The 20093-nt window shown below is 68.9% G+C and carries 22 protein-coding genes; 13 read left to right on the top strand and 9 right to left on the bottom strand.

Going from position 1 to position 20093, the window contains the following annotated elements; genetic code table 11:
* Positions 1-134: 134 nt before the first annotated feature.
* Positions 135-1238: an S-methyl-5-thioribose-1-phosphate isomerase gene (gene mtnA / locus AZL_RS01095; RefSeq protein ID WP_012972830.1), complete on the top strand. Its 1104-nt coding sequence runs from the start codon at positions 135-137 to the stop codon at positions 1236-1238.
* Between the two features lie 11 nt (positions 1239-1249).
* Here the strand turns inward: mtnA and AZL_RS36180 are convergent, their stop codons facing one another.
* Complete coding sequence (locus AZL_RS36180; RefSeq protein ID WP_158305951.1) at positions 1250-1408, bottom strand: hypothetical protein; 159 nt, start codon at positions 1406-1408, stop codon at positions 1250-1252.
* Positions 1409-1799: 391 nt separating this feature from the next.
* On the opposite strand from AZL_RS36180, the gene AZL_RS01085 reads away from it, so the two are divergent.
* On the top strand, positions 1800-2051 hold the full coding sequence (locus tag AZL_RS01085) for a hypothetical protein (RefSeq protein WP_086935324.1): 252 nt from the start codon (positions 1800-1802) through the stop codon (positions 2049-2051).
* Positions 2052-2106: 55 nt separating this feature from the next.
* Here the strand turns inward: AZL_RS01085 and AZL_RS01080 are convergent, their stop codons facing one another.
* Both AZL_RS01080 and AZL_RS01075 read right to left on the bottom strand, forming a co-directional pair.
* Positions 2107-2886, bottom strand: coding sequence for a hypothetical protein (locus tag AZL_RS01080; RefSeq protein WP_012972829.1), 780 nt, complete (start codon positions 2884-2886; stop codon positions 2107-2109).
* A 39-nt stretch (positions 2887-2925) separates the two neighbouring features.
* The gene (locus AZL_RS01075) at positions 2926-4068 is read right to left on the bottom strand and encodes a Do family serine endopeptidase (RefSeq protein ID WP_052293608.1); all 1143 of its coding nucleotides are present in this window, start codon (positions 4066-4068) and stop codon (positions 2926-2928) included.
* A gap of 304 nt (positions 4069-4372) precedes the next feature.
* Here AZL_RS01075 and AZL_RS36175 point away from each other — a divergent pair, with 304 nt between their 5' ends.
* The 6 genes from AZL_RS36175 to AZL_RS01045 all read left to right on the top strand — a co-directional run bounded on the left by AZL_RS36175 (position 4373) and on the right by AZL_RS01045 (position 9921).
* Positions 4373-5335 (top strand): hypothetical protein, encoded by a 963-nt coding sequence (locus AZL_RS36175; protein ID WP_247894343.1) that lies wholly within the window; start codon positions 4373-4375, stop codon positions 5333-5335.
* 6 nt (positions 5336-5341) lie between these two features.
* A complete protein-coding gene (locus tag AZL_RS01065) occupies positions 5342-6616 on the top strand; it encodes a pentapeptide repeat-containing protein (RefSeq protein ID WP_012972826.1) in 1275 nt (424 codons plus the stop codon).
* A gap of 245 nt (positions 6617-6861) precedes the next feature.
* The gene (gene ihfB, locus AZL_RS01060) at positions 6862-7143 is read left to right on the top strand and encodes an integration host factor subunit beta (protein ID WP_012972825.1); all 282 of its coding nucleotides are present in this window, start codon (positions 6862-6864) and stop codon (positions 7141-7143) included.
* A gap of 60 nt (positions 7144-7203) precedes the next feature.
* Entirely contained in the window at positions 7204-7614 is a 411-nt protein-coding gene (locus AZL_RS01055) for a lipopolysaccharide assembly protein LapA domain-containing protein (protein ID WP_042442277.1), read from the top strand.
* Positions 7615-7690: 76 nt separating this feature from the next.
* Positions 7691-8650, top strand: coding sequence for an ornithine cyclodeaminase family protein (locus AZL_RS01050; protein WP_012972823.1), 960 nt, complete (start codon positions 7691-7693; stop codon positions 8648-8650).
* A gap of 323 nt (positions 8651-8973) precedes the next feature.
* The gene (locus tag AZL_RS01045) at positions 8974-9921 is read left to right on the top strand and encodes a DMT family transporter (protein ID WP_247894242.1); all 948 of its coding nucleotides are present in this window, start codon (positions 8974-8976) and stop codon (positions 9919-9921) included.
* Here AZL_RS01045 and AZL_RS01040 read toward each other — a convergent pair.
* On the bottom strand, positions 9918-10355 hold the full coding sequence (locus tag AZL_RS01040; RefSeq protein WP_042442276.1) for a YkvA family protein: 438 nt from the start codon (positions 10353-10355) through the stop codon (positions 9918-9920). The two genes, AZL_RS01045 and AZL_RS01040, sit on opposite strands and share 4 nt — an antisense overlap.
* 192 nt (positions 10356-10547) lie before the next feature.
* Between AZL_RS01040 and AZL_RS01035 the strand changes: the two genes are divergently transcribed.
* Positions 10548-11309 carry an SDR family NAD(P)-dependent oxidoreductase gene (locus tag AZL_RS01035; RefSeq protein WP_012972820.1) on the top strand — a complete coding sequence of 254 codons (762 nt, stop codon included), beginning with the start codon at positions 10548-10550 and terminating at the stop codon, positions 11307-11309.
* A gap of 57 nt (positions 11310-11366) precedes the next feature.
* Here AZL_RS01035 and AZL_RS01030 read toward each other — a convergent pair whose 3' ends face one another.
* Entirely contained in the window at positions 11367-11564 is a 198-nt protein-coding gene (locus AZL_RS01030) for a hypothetical protein (RefSeq protein WP_042442275.1), read from the bottom strand.
* 350 nt (positions 11565-11914) lie between these two features.
* On the opposite strand from AZL_RS01030, the gene AZL_RS01025 reads away from it, so the two are divergent.
* Entirely contained in the window at positions 11915-12463 is a 549-nt protein-coding gene (locus AZL_RS01025; RefSeq protein WP_012972818.1) for an NADPH-dependent FMN reductase, read from the top strand.
* 68 nt (positions 12464-12531) lie between these two features.
* Here AZL_RS01025 and AZL_RS01020 read toward each other — a convergent pair whose 3' ends face one another.
* Positions 12532-13737, bottom strand: a complete 1206-nt coding sequence (locus AZL_RS01020; protein WP_012972817.1) for an aspartate transaminase — start codon at positions 13735-13737, stop codon at positions 12532-12534.
* A 366-nt stretch (positions 13738-14103) separates the two neighbouring features.
* Here AZL_RS01020 and AZL_RS01015 point away from each other — a divergent pair, with 366 nt between their 5' ends.
* On the top strand, positions 14104-14541 hold the full coding sequence (locus AZL_RS01015; RefSeq protein WP_012972816.1) for a c-type cytochrome: 438 nt from the start codon (positions 14104-14106) through the stop codon (positions 14539-14541).
* A 68-nt stretch (positions 14542-14609) separates the two neighbouring features.
* Here the strand turns inward: AZL_RS01015 and AZL_RS01010 are convergent, their stop codons facing one another.
* Positions 14610-15716, bottom strand: a complete 1107-nt coding sequence (locus AZL_RS01010; protein ID WP_042442274.1) for a cytochrome-c peroxidase — start codon at positions 15714-15716, stop codon at positions 14610-14612.
* 232 nt (positions 15717-15948) lie between these two features.
* Positions 15949-16647 carry a cytochrome b/b6 domain-containing protein gene (locus tag AZL_RS01005; RefSeq protein WP_012972814.1) on the bottom strand — a complete coding sequence of 233 codons (699 nt, stop codon included), beginning with the start codon at positions 16645-16647 and terminating at the stop codon, positions 15949-15951.
* A gap of 232 nt (positions 16648-16879) precedes the next feature.
* Here AZL_RS01005 and AZL_RS01000 point away from each other — a divergent pair, with 232 nt between their 5' ends.
* Together AZL_RS01000 and AZL_RS00995 are read left to right on the top strand one after the other, a co-directional pair.
* A complete protein-coding gene (locus AZL_RS01000; protein WP_012972813.1) occupies positions 16880-17116 on the top strand; it encodes a DUF4170 domain-containing protein in 237 nt (78 codons plus the stop codon).
* A gap of 72 nt (positions 17117-17188) precedes the next feature.
* Positions 17189-17719: a metallophosphoesterase family protein gene (locus AZL_RS00995; RefSeq protein ID WP_012972812.1), complete on the top strand. Its 531-nt coding sequence runs from the start codon at positions 17189-17191 to the stop codon at positions 17717-17719.
* Here the strand turns inward: AZL_RS00995 and AZL_RS00990 are convergent.
* Positions 17716-20091, bottom strand: coding sequence for a putative bifunctional diguanylate cyclase/phosphodiesterase (locus tag AZL_RS00990; RefSeq protein ID WP_012972811.1), 2376 nt, complete (start codon positions 20089-20091; stop codon positions 17716-17718). The two genes, AZL_RS00995 and AZL_RS00990, sit on opposite strands and share 4 nt — an antisense overlap.
* Between the last annotated feature and the right edge of the window lie 2 nt (positions 20092-20093).

Genomic DNA, 20093 nt, shown 5'->3' with positions numbered 1-20093 from the left:
GGCGGGGACCGTTCCGCCGAACGCTACCCGCGTTGAAACGGCGGCAGCCACCACCTATTACGAGGTGCCGACAAAGGCATCCCGCCTTGGTAAGGTCCGGACGGACTTGGGACCGGCATGGGGAGGAAGGTGGTATGCGGATCGACGGGACGGCCTATCGCACCATATGGCCGGACAGCGGGAACGGAAGCGGGGGAGGTATCGCCATCATCGACCAGACCCGTCTGCCGCACGAATTCGCCATCGTCCGCCTGACCCGCCTGGAGGAGGCCGCCCACGCCATCCGCGCCATGCTGGTGCGCGGCGCTCCGCTGATCGGCGCCACCGCGGCCCATGGCGTGGCCCTGGCCCTGCGCGACGACCCGAGTGACCGCGGGCTGGAACACGCGTGCGCCACCTTGCTGGCGACCCGCCCGACGGCGGTCAATCTGCGCTGGGCGCTGGAGCGCATGCGCGGCCTGTTGGCGCCGCTGCCCGAATCGCGGCGCGTCGAGGCCGCCGAGACGGAAGCCGCCGCCATCGCCGACGAGGATGTCGAGATCAACCGCTCGATCGGCATCCACGGCTCCGCCCTGATCGGTGCCGCCGCCGGACGCAAGGGGCCGGGGGAGCCGGTGAATGTGCTGACCCACTGCAATGCCGGCTGGCTCGCCACCGTCGACTGGGGCACGGCGCTCGCCCCCGTCTATGCCGCCTTCGAGCAGGGCATCCCGCTGCATGTCTGGGTCGACGAGACCCGTCCGCGCAACCAGGGGGCCAGCCTGACCGCCTGGGAGCTGAAGCAGCATGGCGTCCCACACACCGTCATCGCCGACAATGTCGGCGGCCATCTGATGCAGCATGGCAAGGTCGACCTCTGCATCGTCGGCACCGACCGCACCACCGCGACCGGCGATGTCTGCAACAAGATCGGCACCTATCTGAAGGCGTTGGCCGCGCATGACACCGGTGTGCCCTTCTATGTCGGGCTGCCGTCGCCGACCATCGACTGGACCATCGCCGACGGGCTGCGCGACATCCCCATCGAACAGCGCGACGGCCGCGAGGTGAGCGAAATGACCGGCCGCACCGCCGACGGCCGGATCGCGACGGTGCGCGTCACCCCGGATGGCAGCCCGGTCGCCAATTACGCCTTCGACGTGACGCCGGCGCGGCTGGTGACCGGCCTGATCACCGAACGCGGCGTCTGCGCGGCAAGCCGCGACGGGCTGCTGGGACTTTTCCCGGAACGGCGCTGAGGCGCAAAGCGTCAGGGCTGGCGGTCGGGCAACAATCGCCGCAGCAACGGCCATCCCGGTGGCCGCGGCCGGTCCTCCGCGTTCTTGGCGTCGAGCCACTGGTCGGCCAGCTCGCGGACCTGCCAATCACCGAGAAACCGCTCGCAGTCGATGGCGGTATAAAGGCGCACGCGCTTCTTTCCCAGCCTTTCAAAATAGGCGAGTGTCCTTTGGCGGTCGATGTCTTCCATAGGCCCCAATGAAACGGAGATTGCGGACCGGCGACGCTGGATTTCACCCGGCTCCCCGGATAGTGGGTGACTCCCGCAAACAGTGCAACTGTCCGTTCGTCTCTAATCCATTCTCCGGAAGGAGAAGGCCCGGAAGGGGCGCCAGGGCCGTATCCGGCGGGCGGCCCGCCCGAAAAGGGCCGCCTACTCCGGTCGGGCGGCGCGGATACCCCGAAATGGTCACAGCAAAGGCCGCGCCCGCTCCCCAAACATAAACGTGACCGCCACGGGTCCGGTGACACGGTACCGGCGACGGTCCTTTTGTTTGCCGTGCCTTTGAAGGAAGAGATCGATGAAGACGACCATGCGGACATTCAACACCGGAGCGCTGGCGCTGATGATCGGTGCCACCCTGCTCGGCGGCTGTTCGAACCTGAACCATCGCGAGAACCGCGCCCTGACCGGCGGCGCCATCGGGGCGGCCGGCGGCGCCGTCGTCGGTGCCGTCACCGGCGGCAGCGCGGTCTATGGCGGCCTGCTGGGCGGTGCCGCCGGCGCCGCGGTCGGCGCCCTGACGGCGGATGACGGCAAGCACCGCCGGTAAGCGGTGACGGGAGCGAAGGCGAAGGGGGAACCGTCACTCCCGCCCTCTCCCCCGCTTATTCCTCGCCATACTCCTCATCCTCGTCCTCGAACTGGTCGAGGCTGAGCGAGCGGACTTCGGTGCCGGGGGGTGGCGCCGGCGGGGCGGACGGCGGAACCGGAGGGCGGGCGGCGGCGGGACGGGTGGCGGCGCGGCCGGGCGGCATATGGGCGTTGGGGCCCTTCAACGGGCTGTTCAGCGTGCCGCGCGGCCCGATGCTGGGCTCGTCGCCGAAATCGGGCAGCGGCGGGATACGGTCCATCACCCGGCGGATCAGGGCGGTGACCCGGTCGGCCCCGACGCGCAGGGCCTGCCCGCGCTCCCCCTCATAAAGCGGGTCGTCGAGGAACTTGCGGATTTCCAGGACGCCGCGCAGCTCCACGCCGCACATCTCATGGGTGCCGATGGGCAGGGCCTTGACCCGCGAGAAGCTGGCGAAGAAGGCGGCGCTGCCCTCGACGAACTGGACCACCATGCGGGCATGCAGACGCTCCAGCGCGGTGGTCATCGGATCGATCAGATCCTCCATCTCCTCCGGTGCCGCGTCCAGCCGTTCCTGGGTCAGCGCCGCCAGCGCGAAGAAGTCGCGCACCCGCCGGCTGAACCGGCGGTAGCGGGCCAGACCGCCGACCGACACCCGCTCGCGCGCATTCTGCGCCAGCTCCGCCGACTGCTTCAGCATGGCGTCGAGCCGCATCAGCAGCGTCGCGATCTCGCGCTGGCGCTGGGCCGCGCTGCGGCCGGGCGAGGGAGCCGGCGGGGCGGCCGGGCGGCGGGGGTGATTGGAACGCATCATGCCGGTACGGGGAGGCTCCTCTGCTGTCCGCGTGGTTTGTCAGCGGGCGGTGCGCACGGTGACGGATTTTTGCCCGCCTTCGCGCATGACCGTCAACTGCACCGGCGTGCCGACGCGCAGAAGGCCGATGCGGTTGCGGAAGTCGGTGGCGCTGCGGATCGGCCGCCCATCGACCGCGACCACCACGTCGCCGCTGCGCAGACCGCCGTTGTCGGCGGGCGACCCGCGTTCGATCTTGGCGATCAGCGCGCCCTCGTCGCCCTTCAGGCTCATGCTTTCCGCCAGATCGGGCGTCAGATCCTGGATGGCGACGCCGAGCCGGCCGCGCCGCACCTCGCCATATTCGCGCAGCTGCTCCATCACCGAGCGGACGATGCTGACCGGCACGGCGAAGCCGATGCCGACCGACCCGCCGGCCGGGCCGATGATGGCGGTGTTGATGCCGATCAGCTCGCCCTGGAAATTGACCAGCGCGCCGCCGGAATTGCCGGGATTGATCGAGGCGTCGGTCTGGATGAAATCCTCGTACCCCTCGATCTTCAGCCCGCTGCGGCCGAGCGCGGAGACGATGCCCGAGGTCACCGTCTGGCCCAGCCCGAACGGGTTGCCGATGGCGACGACGAAGTCGCCGACCTGCGAGCGGTCGGAGTCGCCGAGCGGCAGGGCGGTCAGCCCCTCGGCCTTGATCTGCAGCAGGGCGATGTCGGTGGCGGCGTCGCGGCCGATCAGCTTGGCGCGCAGGCGGCGGCGGTCCTTCAGCGTGACCGCGATCTCCTGCGCGTTCTCGACCACATGGTTGTTGGTGACGACATAGCCGTTGCGGGCGTCGACGATCACGCCGGATCCGGCGCTGACCTGGGGACGGGACTGCGGCATCTGGTCGGGCAGGTTGAAGAAGCGGCGGAAGAACGGATCGCGCAGCAGCGGATTTTCCGCCTGGGGCGCCTGGCTCAGCACCGAGATGTTCACCACGGCCGGTGTCACCTGCTCCAGCATCGGGGCGATGGTGCCGCCACCGACCGCCCCCAGCGGCAGGGCGGCCGCGGCCGGCGAGGCGCCGAGACCGAGGGCGTGACCGAGCCGGCCCAGCGCCGAGTCGGCGGGAGAGAGCGGAACGCCACCGGTCAGCGCCGCCATTCCGACCGCCGCCGCGAACACCACCGGACGCACCGTCCTCTTCATGGTCTCTTCCTTTCTTGATGGGAATTTCTTGTGGGACAGGTCATCGACCGGGCTGATTTGGGACAAATACGGAGGCGGTTCAAGTCCGTCCACCGCGGCCCCGCACCGGCGCCGCACCGGCGCCCCTGCCGCTCCCAGGGCCGCCCCCCAGGGCCCCGCCCCCGAGACCGCCCCCGAGACCGCCGGGTTGATGATAACCCGGCCACGGCGGAAACTCCCGGTAAAGAAATTTGATGCTATAGGACAAGCTGCGCCTCGCCCCGGCCTTGCCGGGACGGCGTGGCTGTCGAAAAACGGGTTGGGTATGATGGGCGGCGGGCCACTGCTCGAACTGACCGAGCAAGAATATCTACAGATGGAGGAGGCGCTGTCGCAGACCGCGCGGGGACGCGCGTTTCTACGCATGCGCGACCGGCGGGGCCGCGTCGTCGCCTCCGATGAATTCCACCGGCTGGTCGACAGGCTGGAGACCCAGGTCGACCGGCTGGGCGGCGCCTCGCCCAGCAGCTTCACCGCCCTCCTCCCCGGCGAGGATCCGCGCATCCAGCAGGAACTGACCGCCATCACCCAGGTGGTGCGCGAGGCGCGCAGCGACATCGCGGCGCTGAAGGCGACCGACACCGGCTCCAACCGGATCGAGGCGGCGACCGGCGAGTTGGACGAGATCGTCGCCGCCACCGAACGCGCCACCACCGACATCCTGAACGCGACGGAGAGGATTCAGGAAATCACCATGTCGATCCCGCGCGACGATGCCGATCTGGCCGAACGGATCGACGCGGTCGAGGCGTGGTGCATCGAGATCATGACCGCCTGCTCGTTCCAGGACATCACCGGCCAACGCACCACCAAGGTCGTCAACACGCTGCGCTACATCGAAGAGCGCGTGAACACGATGATCGAGATCTGGGGGGTCGAGCGGCTCGCCGCCGCCGATCAGCAGCAGGCGACGGGCGAGGTCTCCTCGCACCGCAAGCTGGGTGACACCCGGCCCGACGCGCATCTGCTGAACGGCCCGCAGCTTGGCGGACCGGAGGTCAGCCAGGACGCCATCGACGCCCTGTTCGGCAGCGTGCCCGGAGTGGCGGACAGGGCGGAACCGATGCCGACCGACATGCCCCCATCTCCTCCGCCTCCGCCTCCGCCTCCCCCGCCACCACCACCTCCCGTCGCGAAGCCGGCCCCACCGCCCCCGCCGCCCGCCAGTACGGGTGGCGATGGCGGCGGCGGGATCTCCCAGGCCGACATCGACGCCCTTTTCGCGTGACCGGCCATGGCACAAGACGGCAAATCCCGCATCCGCCTGACCCAGGACCAGCTCGACCGCGTGTGTGAGCGCCATGTCCGTTTCGCCGAGGGGCGGCCGAACGGCGCCCGCGCCAACCTGCCCTTCTTCGACCTGTCCGGCCTGTCCCTGGCCGGGCGCAATCTGACCGGCGCCCATCTGGCCGGCGCCATTCTGCGCGACGCCGACCTGCGCGGCACGGTTCTCGACCATGCCGACCTCTATGGCGCCGATCTGCGCGGGGCCGACCTGTCGGACGCGCGGCTGTTCCGCACCGACATGCGCGGCGCCAACGTGCGCGGAGCCAAGCTCGACGGCGCCACCATGGTGGAGGTCGACCTGCGCGACGGCAGCATGGTCAACCGCAACAGCGCCGGCGAGCTGAAGGTGGTCGGCTTCGACCCCGGTCCCGCCGACATGGCGTCCGCCCGGCTGACCAACGCCGACATGGCGCGGGCCAAGCTGTCGGGCAGCTTCGCGCGCGCGGCCGACTTCACCAACACCCGGCTGGCCGGCGCCCGGCTGGACCGCACCGACCTGCGCGACGCCAACTTCTCCGGCGCCGACCTGCGCGGCGCCGATCTCAACGGATCCGACCTGCGCGGCGCCATTCTGGAGGGCGCCAGCCTGGACGCGGCCGGGCTGGACCAGGCGATCCGCACCGACGAGCAGGCGCGGGCCGCCCGGCAGGCCGCCCCGCCGGCCCCGGCGCCCGAGCCCGAACCGGAGGACCCGGTCGCCGCCGAGATGCCGGCCCTGCCCGGCGACCAGCTCGACAGCATGCTGCGCCAGCACATGATCTGGCTGGGCACCAGCGGCAAGGAGGGCTGCCAGCTCGACCTGACCGGGCTGAACCTGGAGGGGGCGGACCTGACGGGCAAGATCCTGACCCTGGCCAAGGGAAGCGGCGCCCGGCTGCGCCACGCCAGGCTGAGCGGCGCCCAGTTGCAGGCCGCCCAGTTCGACGGCGCCGACCTGCGCTCCGCCGATCTCAGCCGCGCCGACCTGCGCGGGGTTAAGCTGGACCGCGCCATCCTGATCGACAGCCGGCTGGACGGCGCCAATCTCGGCATGCTGCTGGTCAGCGCCGGAGCGAAGGTGATGCGCGCCTCGCTGGTGCGGGCGAGGCTGGCCGGCGCCTCGCTGGCCCAGACCAACCTGAAGGGCAGCGACCTGACCCTCGCCGACCTGACCGGCTGCGACCGGTCGTCGGCGGTTCTGGAGGGCGCCATCCTGGAAGGGACGCGGCTGGGCGGCGCCTGAGCCGGCGGAGCGCTTTCTTTCGCGAAGCCGTTGATCGCTTTCAAATTTTTGTCACGCGCGCCAGTGGCGGGCGCCGGACATATCGGGGACGGCGGCGGCCACGATCCGGAAAAACGATTGCGCCGTAACGGCTTAGCGTCACGGGTGAGGCTTGACGCCTCCTCCGCCCGGTGGCACGCTGCTGACCAAGCGCGGCGCGGACCGACCATAAGCGCCCGCATCGATATGGGGGAACGTCAACGGTCATGACCAAGTCGGAACTGATCCAACGGCTGGCGGAGCGGAATCCGCATCTGTACCAGCGCGACATCGAAAAGATCGTCGGCACCATCTTCGACGAGATCACCGAGGCGCTGGCGCGTGGCGACCGGGTGGAGTTGCGCGGTTTCGGCGCCTTCTCCATCAAGAAGCGGGACGCGCGCACGGGTCGCAACCCGCGCACCGGGGAATCGGTTGACGTCGGCGAGAAATGCATTCCTTTCTTCAAGACCGGCAAGCAGCTTCGCGAGCGCCTGAACACGGACTGAACGCCGGTCCGGCCGCCGCGCGGCTGTCGTCCCGGCCGTCCCTCTCAAGGAACCTTCGTCTTGCGCCATCTTTCCTGGATCGTCACCGTTCCCGTGGCCCTCGTCGCGATCCTGTTCGCGATCTCCAACCGCGGCATCGCGACCCTGTCGCTGTGGCCGTTGCCCTTCACGCTCGACACGCCGGTCTATCTGGCCACGCTGATCGCGCTGGTGGTGGGCTTCCTGGCCGGCGGCTTCGTCGTCTGGAACAGCCAGCGCCGCCATCGCCGCCGCGCCCGCCGCGAAAGCAACCGCGTGCTGTATCTGGAGCGTGAGCTGAAGGAGGCGCAGGCCCGCGCCGCCGCCGCCGAAAAGCGTCTGGCCGAGAGCACCCGCCCGCTGTCCGGCCCGGCCGCCGGCCAGGTTGGCGGCCAAATCGGTAGCGGCCTTCCGGTGCCGGCCGGCGAGGGCCGCGCGCCGACCGTTCACTGAGCGGCACGGATCGACGGGATCCCGTCCCCTTGGTCAGTGGGACGGGCGGAGTAACCGGCCGGCGGGAGGAGGTTCCATGCGCACCGTCAGCGGCGCCGAGCTTCGATCCGTTCTGCACCACCGCATGCTGATCGAGCGGCTGCGGCAAAGTTTCCGCGCCGGTGTCGAGGCGCCGCCGCCGCTCCGCCAGCGGGTCGAGACCTATGGCGCCAGCGACGCCGAACTGACGCTCGCCCCCGCCTGGCAGGTCAACCAGGCGATCGGGGTAAGGATCGACACCGTCTTTCCCGACAATGCCGGCAGCGACCTGCCGCGGACCCAGGGCGTCTATCTGCTGGTCGACGGCAAGACCGGCGTTCCGCAGGTGCTGATGGACTCGTCCGCCACGCTCGGCCGGCGCAGCGCTGCGGCCTCCTCGGCGCTTGCCGCCTCCTACCTGGCCCGCCCCGATGCCGAACGGATGCTGGTGGTCGGCACCGGCCCGCTGGCGCTGGAACTGATCGAGGCCTACACCGCCCTCCGCCCGATCCGCCATGTGCTGGTCTGGGGACGCGAGGCCCAGAAGGCGCGCAAGCTCGCCGCGCGGTTCCACCGGCCGAAATTCCGCATCGAGGCGACCGCCGATCTGGAGGGGGCCGTGCGCGGCGCCGAGATCGTCGTCTGCGCCACCGCGGCGCGGGAACCGCTGATCCACGGCGACTGGCTGCAACCCGGCCAGCATCTCGACCTGCTGGGAGGCGTGACGCCGGGGATGCGCGAGGCCGACGACGGCTGCGTCCGCCGCGCCCGCGTCTTCGTCGATTGCCGTGAGCGGACGCCGGTGACAGCGGGTGACATCGCGCAGCCGCTGGGCTCAGGCGTGCTGAGCCCGGACGACATCGCCGGCGACCTGTTCGAGCTCGGCCGTGGCGAACGGGCGGGACGGCGCTTCTACGACCAGATCACCCTGTTCAAATCGGTGGGCACCGCCCTGGCCGATCTCTGCGCCGCCCGGCTGGCAACGGAGATGGTGCTGCACAACGACTCGATCCGCTGAACCGTTCGGGCACCCGGGGCGGTCAACGCTGGCTTCACGGTGGCTTCACGGTGGCGGCGGAACGGCCATGTCCCGGAACAGTCGCCCAGTCTCGGATGACCGCCGCCCCACACCGAAGAAGTCACCACACGCCATACGCGAGTATTATTGCATCACCCCTCCTGAATTTTACTTGCGCCAGTGCGATTTTCTCCGGAGGATCGTCGCATCGGCACCGATCGCGGTGCCGGTTGCCGATTGTGCGGTCCCGAACTTTGCCGCGGCCCCCGCGGCGACGGGCGCGGTCGGCATATGCTTCAACGGTTCGTCGGGAACGATTGATCTTGACCGTCTCCGCCACCACCTCCTCCCTGGACGCCAGTTCCAGCCTGCGGGCGCCAACGAACCGGCTCGTGCTTGGCGCCGGTTTCATGCTGCTGTCGGCCCTGCTGTTCGCGATCGGCAACACGGGGGTGCGCTGGGCCGCGACGGTGATGGACCCGCTGGAGGTCGTGTTCTTCCGCAACCTGTTCAGCCTGCTGTGGATGCTGCCCTGGGCCCTGACGGCGGGGGCGCCGGCCTGCCGCGCGGTGCTGTCGGAACGGCGCCTGGCGCCCTATCTGTCACGGGCCCTGACCTCCCTCCTCGCCATGACGGCGTGGTTCTACGCCATCGCCCATATCGCATTGCCGACCGCGATCGCGGTCAGTTTCGCGGTCCCGCTGTTCGTCGCGGCGGGTGCGGCGCTGATCCTGCGCGAGCGGGTTCGGCCGCGGCGCTGGATCGCGGTCTGCGTCGGTTTCGCCGGTGTGCTGATCGTCTTGAGACCCGGGTCGACACCGATCGATCTGGCCTTCCTCGGGCTGTTCGTCCATTGCATCGCCGCGGCGGCGACCATCCTGCAGATGCGGCTGCTCAGCCAAAGGGATCGCTCCGCGGTGATCGTCACCTATCTCGGCCTGTTCGTGACTCCGATGGCGCTGGTGCCGGCGCTGTTCGTCTGGAGTTGGCCAAGTTGGAGCGTTCTGGGCGGGTTGGCGCTGCTTGGGGGACTTCTGACGCTGGGGCAATTGGCGATGACGCAATCGCTGGCTCTGGCCGAATCCTCGGCGGTGATGCCTTACGACTATGCCCGCCTGCCGTTCACCGCCGTCATCGTCTGGATCCTCTTCGGCCAGACCATGGATCTGTGGGGCTGGATCGGCGCCCTGGTGATCGCCGGCTCCGCCTTCTACAGCATGCACCGCGACGCGGCGGAGGAACGAAAAGCGGCGCGGCTGCGGCGCGACTAGACCCTTCCGCCCGAATCGTCTCCTTTGTCATCGCCGCCCGCTGTTTCAGCCGCCGCTTCAGCCCGCAGGGCCTCCTTCGCGCGGGCCCAATGGGCCGGTGTCAGGTTGGCGCGCACCATCTGCACGGCGGCGGCCAGCACCGCGGCGTCATCGGTGAATCCGATCCCCAGAAGCCAGTCGGGCACCACATCCACCGGCAGCACGAAATAGGCCAACGCCCCCAGCAGGATCGCCTTCGCCCGATAGGGTGTCGCCGGATCGGTCGCGCAGAAATAGGCGGCCAGCAGGTCCTCCAGGAAGGGGATGCGATGCAGGTTGGCGCGCAGCGTCCGCCAGAAGCGGCGGCGGACCAGCCGTTCGTCGCGTTCGACCCGGTCGGGATCCGGTACCGTCAACGCGTTGCCGGGGAGAGGGGAAATGGACGATGCGGTCATGGACGCTCGAACCCTTTCGAAGACTGCCGGATGGCCCGGCCGGTATCGGCAAGCCGATCGCCGGCCCCTGCCTTTTTCCATACGGTGTGGTATGGTCGCCCGGCCATCTGATAAACAACAAGTGCGATCGCGCCCTGTTGGACACAAGGCCGGCGTCATCTACGGACCGGCCGAAATTAAGGAGGAGACGCCATGAACATCCAGGGTCTGTCCGCCATCGTCACCGGCGGCGCCTCGGGCATGGGAGCGGCGACGGCCCGCCATCTGGCCGGGCTCGGCGCCAGGGTGACCGTGCTTGACGTCAACGAGGACGCGGTGCTGAAGACCGCGCACGAGATCGGCGGGCTGGGTCTGGTCTGCGACGTCACCGACGGCGCCTCGACCGAACGGGCGTTCGATCAGGCGCGCTCGGCCCATGGGCCGGCCCGCATCGCGGTCAATTGCGCCGGCATCGCCCCGGCCCAGCGCATCGTCGGCCGCGACGGCCCGATGCCGCTGGAGAATTTCCGCTCGGTGATCGAAATCAACCTGATCGGCAGCTTCAACATCCTGCGGCTGGCCGCGGCCGACATGGCGAAGCTCGACCCGTTGGAGAGCGGAGAGCGCGGCGTGATCGTCAACACCGCCTCGGTCGCCGCCTATGAGGGACAGATCGGCCAGGCCGCCTATGCCGCGTCGAAGGGCGGCATCGTCGCCCTGACCCTCTGCGCCGCCCGCGACCTCGCCCGCCACGCCATCCGGGTGATGACGGTGGCACCGGGGCTGGTCGGCACGCCGATGCTGCTGAACATGCCGCGGGAGGTGCAGGACAGCCTTTCCGCCACCGTCCCCTTCCCCAAGCGCTTCGCCAAGCCGGAGGAATACGCCCGCCTCGTCCAGCATATCCTGGAGAACGAGATGCTGAACGGCGAAACCATCCGGCTGGACGGCGCCATCCGCATGGCGCCCCAGTAACGGCATCGCACCTCGGAGATGGGAGCGGCCTTCCCGTCGGAACCGCTCCCTCCAGGGTCAGATGTCAGCCGTGGCCGCCTCGTCGGCCCGCTCCGCCTCGCCCAGCAGGTCGATCAGCAGGGTCGTGCAATGCTGCAAGCGCTGGTCGGCGGTGGCGGTCGCCATGTCGCGCCCCGTCAGCTCCTGCCATTCCCGCAGCATCAGCGCCAGATGTTTGCGGACGTGGTCATCCCGATCCAGTCGCCGCGTCGCCATGTCGCCTCCCCTTGTCTTCCGGTCCGCCGGACCAGCTGTCAAAGCCGGTGGGTCCGCCTGGTCGCGTCCGCCCGCTGCGTCTGCCCGGTTGCGCGCCCCACCCATTCGCGCCCTCTAAATAGGTAGCCATCCAGCCGATCAACAGCCGGGTCCCAGGATGGTCACAGGCCGGCTCCCGGCGATGCCGTCGCCATCACGATTCGGCCATGGCCGGTTGGAAAGCCGAGGCTTCGCCGCCCATCTCTGCTCCACGGGTCAGCGCCATCCACGCCGCCATCCATGCCACGGCGCGGACGGTCGACCTCCCACAACGATACACGTCGACCAACAAAAGGAAAGGCAACCGCTTCATGACCGATGCAACGGTGCGCGCCAAACTGCTGGGCCTGCCCGGCAGCCTGCGCAGCAATTCCAACTCGCTGGCCGTGCTGCGCGGATTGCAGGACGCCCTGCCGGCCGACGTCAGCATGGACATCCGTGACCTGCGCCTGCCGCTCTATGACCAGGACATCGACACCCCCGACGCCCCGGCGGAGATCCACGCCTTCCGTCAGGCCATCGCGGCGGCCGACGGCGTGGTGATCGTGACGCCGGAGTATAATTACGGCATGCCGGGCGTGCTGAAGAACGCGCTCGACTGGGCCTCGCGCCCCTACGGCAAGTCGGCACTGATCGGCAAGCCGGTGCTGGTCATCTCCAACTCGCCCGCCTTCACCGGCGGTGTGCGGGCGCATCAGCAGGTGAATGACACGCTGCTGGCGCTTCCCGCCAAGCTGCTGGGCGGTGCCCAGGTCGTCATCGGCGGCATCGGTGACAAGATCAAGGACGGCAAACTGGCCGACGACGCCGTGCTGAAATTCGCGCTGGGCGCCATCGACAGGATGATCGCGGCGCGGTGACGCCCAAAAGGACGGGGCCGGCACCCTGCGGCGCCGGCCCCGCCCCAACTCACACCCTGCGGTCGATATCAGTCGCGCAGGTTGCCGCAGGCGCGCTGGATGCGCTTGCAGGCCTCTTCCAGCGCTTCCGTCGAGGTCGCGTAGGAGATGCGGAAGTGCGGGGCGAGGCCGAAGGCCGAACCCTGGACGACGGCGACGCCTTCCGACTCCAGCAGGTAGGTGACGAAATCCTCGTCGGTCCCGATCACCTTGCCGTCCGGGGTCGTCTTGCCGATGGTGCCGGCGCAGGACGGATAGACGTAGAAGGCGCCCTCCGGCTTCGGGCAGCTCAGCCCCTTGGCCTGGTTCAGCATCGACACCACCAGATCGCGGCGCTCGCGGAAGGCCTCGGCACGCTCCTTGATGAAGTCCTGCGGACCGTTCAGCGCCTCGACGGCGGCGGCCTGGGCGATCGAGGTCGGGTTGGAGGTCGACTGGCTCTGGATGACGCCGATCGCCTTGATCAGCTCCTTCGGGCCGCCGGCATAGCCGATGCGCCAGCCGGTCATCGCGTAGGATTTCGACACGCCGTTGACGGTCAGCGTGCGGTCATACAGCGACGGCTCGACCTGGGCCGGGGTGACGAACTCCAGGCCGTCATACAGCAGGTGCTCATACATGTCGTCGGTCATCACCCAGACATGCGGATGCTTGATCAGCACGTCGGTCAGCGCCTTCATCTCGGCGCGGGTGTAGGCCGCACCCGACGGGTTCGACGGCGAGTTCAGGATCAGCCACTTGGTCTTCGGCGTGATCGCCTTCTCCAGGTCGGCGGGCTGGAGCTTGAAGCCCTGCTCGGCCGGGCAGGAGACGAAGACCGGCGTGCCTTCCGCCAGTTCGACCATATCCGGATAGCTGACCCAATAGGGCGCCGGGATGATGACCTCGTCGCCCTGGTTCAGCGTCGCCATCAGGGCGTTGTAGAGCACCTGCTTGCCGCCGACGCCGACGGTGATCTGGTCCGGCGTGTAGGTCAGACCGTTCTCGCGCTCGAACTTGGCGCAGATCGCCTTCTTCAGGGCGGGGGTGCCGTCCACCGCGGTGTATTTGGTATCACCGGACTCGATCGCCTTGATCGCGGCGGCCTTGATGTTGTCGGGGGTGTCGAAGTCCGGCTCGCCGGCGCCCAGGCCGATGACGTCGCGACCGGCCGCTTTCAGCTCGCGGGCTTTGTTGGTCACGGCGATGGTCGGCGACGGCTTGATGCGCGAGAGACGGGACGCGATAATCGACATGGCGGCGGGCCCCCTCAGGGCTATGGAGACGGTGTGGCGGAGGCGTCGTCAGGACGCCTGCCCCTCCGGGTGGAAGGCGCGAGGCGGGACCTTACTTCCGCTCCACCCCGGTTGCAAGGCCGGTCGGCCGGTGAAAACCGCGCTGTCCGGCGCTTTTTCCACCCTGTGGCCGCCGCTCCATAGCCGTGGCGCCCAGGATCGCATCCGCCCGCCCCACCCTGCAAATCACCGTCCCGCTCCGTCACAGACTTGTTCATTACGGTACAAAGCAATGCCATGACGGTACGCCTTCGTCATGGCCGCTTCACTTGACAGATTTGACGGAGCCGTGCGTAAGCTCCCGAGGGGGACAAATTCAAAGAAGGGATGAGATCCGTGTTTTCCCGTATCGTACTTGCGGCATCGACGGCGCTGATGCTGACCGGCGGCGTTGCTCTGGCCCAGGACGTGATCCAAACCCGGAAGGCCGGGTTCGATGACTTCAAGAAGGCGATGGGCGAGATCAAGGACGCGGTGGGCAAGAGCGACCTCGCGGCCATCGGCCCGTCCGCCGACCGCATCGACGCCTTCGCCGCCAGGATCCCCACCCTGTTCCCGCCGGGCTCCGACAAGGGCAAGACGGCGGCCAAGGAGGTGATCTGGGCCAACTTCCCGGACTTCACCGCCAAGGCGCAGGCTCTACAGGAGTCGGCGAAGGCGCTGAAGGTCGCCGCCGCCTCGGGCGACAAGGCCGCCACCGGCAAGGCGTTCGGCGCCGTGGCCGACGGTTGCAAGGCCTGCCACCAGCGCTACCGCTCCGAATAAGTGGCACTGATGACGGCAAAGGGCCCTTCCCCGCGCACCAGGGGGAAGGGCCTTTTCCTTGCCGTCCCCTACTTGAACACCGGCCGCGGCGTGGCCGGCGTGCTGGCCGGCAGCAGCGGATATTCGACGCGGGGCTGCTGGCCGGTCAACGCCGTCAGGAAGGCGGTGATCTTGTCGATCTCCTGGTCGGACAGGGTGGCGCCCAGCTGGCTCGACCCCATCACCGCCACCGCCTGACGCAGGTCCCACACCTTGCCCGAATGGAAATAGGGGGCGGTCAGCGCGACGTTGCGCAGGGTGGGGGCGCGGAAGACATATTCGTCATCGGCGGTCTTGGTGACGGCGAAGCGGCCCTTGTCGCCCGGCGGCAGGATTTCCGCCCCCGGCTTGGCGACGACGCCGAAGGGGAAGTAATCATGGCCGCCGACATTGACACCGTTGTGGCAGCCGGCGCAGCCCTTGTCGATGAACAGCTCCAGCCCGGCCTTCTGGGTGTCGGTCAGCGCATCGGCCTTGCCCTCCAGATATTGGTCGAAGGGGGCGGCGGGCGTGGTCAGCGTCGCCTCGAACGCCTCGATCGCCATGGCGACATTGTCGAAGCTGACGGGTGTCTTCTCGTTGGGGAAGGCATCGGCGAATTTGGCCTGATAGCCGGGGATGCTGTTCAGCACCGCCATCACCCGGTCGGGCGTGCTGTTCATCTCCACCCCGGCCTGGATCGGTCCCTTGGCCTGGGCCTTCAGGTCCTCCGCCCGGCCGTCCCAGAACTGGGCGACGTTCAGCACGGCGTTCAGCACGGTCGGCGCGTTGCGCGGCCCCTTCTGCCAACCATGACCGACCGAGGTCTCCAGCCCGTCGACGCCGCCCAGCCCGAGATTGTGGCAGCTGTTGCACGAGAAGATGCCGCTGGCCGACAGGCGCGGATCGAAGAACAGCATCTTGCCCAGCTCGATCTTTTCGCGGGTGACCGCGTTGTTGCGGACCACGGGCAGGGTGGCGGGCAGCGGCGTGAACAGCTCGCGCGCGCGGCCCATCAGGGCGTCGCCGCCGACGCCCGCCGGATCGGCGGCGGGTGCCGCGCCAGAGGTGGCGGCGAGAATGCCCAGGGAAGCGGCGGTGGCGACGAGCAGGCTTTTCAGCGCCACGGTCGGGCTCTGTCCGGTTTTCACATGCATGACTGGCGGTCTCCCGGTCGACCGGCCCATTCCACCGCAGCCCGAGGCCTCGCCCGGGCAAAGGTCAATCGATCCGGGAAACCGGGCCGGCTTCACTGGTTCATTGAGGTCTGGACTGGATCAATCTGGAATTATTCTAAACTAGAGACCGCAAAACCCCAGACGGCGCATTGCCGCACCGACCAACGGCATATGCCGCGACGGATCGCCACCCGGCCGGCAGCGGACAGCGTCAGCCGGCGGCGCGCAGCACCAAGAAGACCAGCCCGGCCGACGCCGCCAGGATCGCCAGGGCCAGCGCCGCCGGGGCGCGCCGCGGCTCGGTAAGGGCCAGACGCCCCGGCAGGGTCTTGCGGCCGGTGATCATCGGCCGGATCAGATTGTCCTTCTTGACCAGCAGATGGAAGAACACCGCCGCCACATGCAGCCCGACCAGCAGGAAGATGCCGTTGGCGAGCAGCCGGTGCAGCGAGCCGAGCAGCGCCACCACGGCACCGGAGACCAGCGGCACCAGCGGGCCATCGACCAGCACATCGTCGCTGGTGAACAGGCCGCTGCCCGCCTGCACCAGCAGGACCAGCAGCAGCGCCACCACCATCAGCGCCCCCAGCGGATTGTGGCCCAGGGTGAAGGCGGACTCCCCGCCCGCCCGCGACCGCTTCAGATAGTCGCGGATGGCCGCCGGCCCCTTCACGAAATCGGCGAAGCGGGCGGTCTGGCTGCCGACCACGCCCCAGACCAGGCGGAACAGCACCAGAATCAGAACTGTTTCCCCAGCCAACATATGAACGTCAAGCATACCAAGCTCGGCCGACAGAATCGCGACCGCCACCGCGGCGACCAGCGCCCAATGAAACAGACGGGTCGGCAGGTCCCAGACCCGCAGCGCACGCTCCTGTTTCTCCCGAGTCGCGGTATGACCACTTGCCATCGCTGGATCCTCGCAGTGTTCGGCCATGGTTACGGCCCTTGTCATCTGGAGAAAATGGACGGATTCTTTGTCCAGTTCCTGAAAAGGCCGTGGTTCCGTGGTGGCAAACCCGGATGGACGAGTCAACAGGCTTGAAGCGCGGCCCGGACGACGGATATGAGACTGCGACGCATCAGCCGGCCAACCGGCGCAAGAACAGCCATCCCCCTCCCCCGGTTACAAGGACCCCGTCATGCCCGACAAACAGCTCCTCCACCTCGTGTTCGGCGGCGAACTCGTGCGTCCGGACACCGATCAGTTCGTCGATCCGTCGAAGCTGCACATCGTCGGCATCTTCCCGAACTATGACGAGGCCTACAAGGCATGGCGCGGCGCCACCGGCCAGACCATCGACGACGCCCACACCCGCTATTACATCGTCCATCTGCACCGCTTCCTCGACCCGGCGGCGGACGATCACAAGCACTGAGCCCGCAAGGGACCGGCGGGTGGCTTCCCGCTATCGGGAACCGCCCCCGGCCTGCCGGCGTTCGAGCGGTCGATGACCGTCTATTTCACCTCCGACACCCATTTCGGCCATGGCGGCGCGCGCGGCCGCTTCCGCCGTCCCTTCGGGTCCACCGCCGAGATGGATGCGGCGATGGAGGCGAACTGGAACGCCACCGTCGGTCCCGGCGACGAGGTCTGGCATCTCGGCGACTTCGCCCTGCACATGAAGCCCGACGTCCTGGCCGCCCTGCTCGGCCGGCTGAACGGCACCAAGCATCTGATCGCCGGCAACAATGACGGCCCGGCGACGCTGGCGCTACCCGGCTGGGCCAGCGTCGGGCATTACGCCGAACTGGTCCTGGATGGTGTCGAGCTGGTGATGTGCCATTACGCCTTCCGCACCTGGAACGGCATGCACCGCAAGGCGCTGAACCTGCACGGCCACAGCCATGGCCAGTTGAAGCCGCAGCCCCGCCAGATCGATGTCGGCGTCGATGTCTGGAATTTCCGCCCGGTCACCCTCGCCGAGCTGACGGCGCCCCGCCCACGGAAGACCGCGCCGGCAAGGCCGACCTCGCCTTAAGCCGCCCCCAGCGCCACCCGCCGCAGCCGCTCCATCAACAGGCGGCGGGCGGCCTCGGCCGGCACCGGACGGCCGGTCAGCCAGCCCTGGACCTGGGTGCAGTTGTGGTGACGCAGGAAATTGGCCTGCTCGGCCTTCTCCACCCCTTCGGCGACCACATGCAGGCCCAGCATGTCGGCCATGGCGATGATGGTGGAGACGATGCCGGCATCCTCGCGCTCGTTCGGCACGCCGTTGATGAAGGAGCGGTCGATCTTCAGCGTGGTGATCGGCAACCGCTTCAGATAGCTCAAGGACGAATGGCCGGTGCCGAAATCGTCCACCGCCACCCGGATCCCCATCGCCTTCAAGGCCGCCAGCACCGCCAGCGCATGGTCGATATCCTGCATCACCGCGCCCTCGGTGATCTCCAGCTCGATCAGGCCGGGAGGCAGCCTGTGGCGATCGATGATGCGGCGGAAATCCTCGGCGCTGCGGTTGCGCAGATGCTTGGGCGAGATGTTGACGGCGACCGGCACCGGCTCCATTCCCGCATCCAGCCATTCGCGCATCTGGCGACAAGCCTCGTCCAGCACCCAGTCGCCCAGCGGCACGATGAAGCCGGTCTCCTCCGCCACCGGGATGAATTCGCCGGGGGGGATCATCAGCCCCTGCCCCGGCCCCTCCCCCGGCTTCTCCCAGCGCAGCAGCGCCTCGAACCCCTCCAGCGAATAGTCGATCAGCGATACCTTGGGCTGGTAATGCAGGCGGAACTGCTTCAGGGCCAGCGCCGCCCGCAGATCGCCGTCCAGCGCCAGCTGACGGCGCGCCTGCTCGGCCAGTTCGGGGCGGAAGAAGGCATGGCGGCGCCCGCCCATCCGCTTGGCGGCATAGAGCGCCGTCTCGGCGGCACGCAGAAGCGCCTGCGGGTCGTCCATCGCGGTGTCGCTGGCGTCATCGACGAAACTGTCGGTCGGATAGACGGCGATGCCGATGGCCGGGCGGACATAATGCTCGCAGCCCGGCAGGGTGACCGGGTTGTCGAAGGCGTCGAGGATGCGCCCGGCGATCGCCGCCGCCTCGTCGGCGTCGCGGATTTCCTCGAGGATGATGGCGAAATCGTCGATGCCGATGCGCCCGACCAGATCGGCGGCGCGGACCGAGGCGACGATCCGCCGCGCCACCTCCTGCAACAAGGCGTCCCCGGCCTGATGGCCGAGCGTGTCGGTGATCAGCTTGAAGCGCGACAGATCCAGGCACAGCACGGCGAAGGAGCGGCGGCGACTCCGGCTGCGCTCCACCGCCGCCTCCAGCAGCGACTCGATCATCGCGCGGTTGGGCAGGCCGGTCAGCCGGTCACGGGTGGCCAGACGCATCAATTCCCGCTCATGCCGCAGCCGCTCGGTCACATCGGTCAGCGCGCAGACGAAACCGCGCCGGCCCCGCACCACCAGCGGCGACAGGCTGAGCGAGGCGTCGATCCGCCCGCCGCCGCCCGCCCGCTCGATCTCCAGCGCCTTCTCCCGTACCGGCTCCGGGATCCTGTCCCGAGCCGCCAGCTCGGCCAGCAGCGATTCGATCCGCTCGCGGCCGTCGGCTGCGAACAGCCCGGACAGCGGCCGGCCGCGCAGTTCCCCGGCGGTCACGCCGAACAGGGAAACGGCGGCGGGGTTGTGCTCTTCGATCCGGCCCCGGCCGTCGACCAGCAGGATCGCCTCGCTGACATTGTTCATGATGCCGGCCAGCCGCTCGTCCCGTTCGATCAGCGAGATGGCGGCGCGGCGGCAGAACTCCATGGCGCGGGCCATCGCACCGAACTCGTCGCGGCGTTCGCAGCCCGGAATCTCGATGTCGGTGCGCCCCTCCGTCAGCAGGCGCATGCGATCCGACAGCGCCTCCAGCGGCCCGACCACCTGCTGCGACAGGAACAGCGCCCCCGGCCAGCTCAGCACCAGCAGAGCCGCCAGGAACAGCAGGAATCCAGACGCCTCGACCAGGAAATCGCGGTCGAGATCGCCGATGTCGCCGGCGGCGGCGATCGCCCAGCCCCAGGGCTCGAACCGCCCCTCCGCCGTCACCGCGCGGTCGATGGACGGCCAGCCCGCCGGCACGATGCCGTCGGCGAAGATTCTGACATGAAAGGGCTTGGCCGCCAGCGCCAGCAGGGCCGTCCGCGCGCGGTCGCGCGCCTCGTCGCCGGAGATCGCCCCGGACTCCGCGGACCGCTCCAGGTCGCGCAGCAGCAGGCCGGCCGAATCCACCAGCGCGGCGGCGACCTGCGCCCGCTCGGCGACCATGCCCTGCCGCAACAGATAGAGCGCGGGAATCGCCGCCATCAGGCAACCGATCAGGCCGATCCAGGTCAGCCAGCGAATCTTGCGGCGCAGCGTCATCA

It is taken from the genome of Azospirillum sp. B510 (genome assembly GCF_000010725.1).
GTDB classification, from domain to species: Bacteria; Pseudomonadota; Alphaproteobacteria; order Azospirillales; family Azospirillaceae; genus Azospirillum; species Azospirillum lipoferum_B.
Note: the sequence above shows the minus strand (reverse complement) of the source record. Positions and strands in the feature narration are given on the sequence as shown.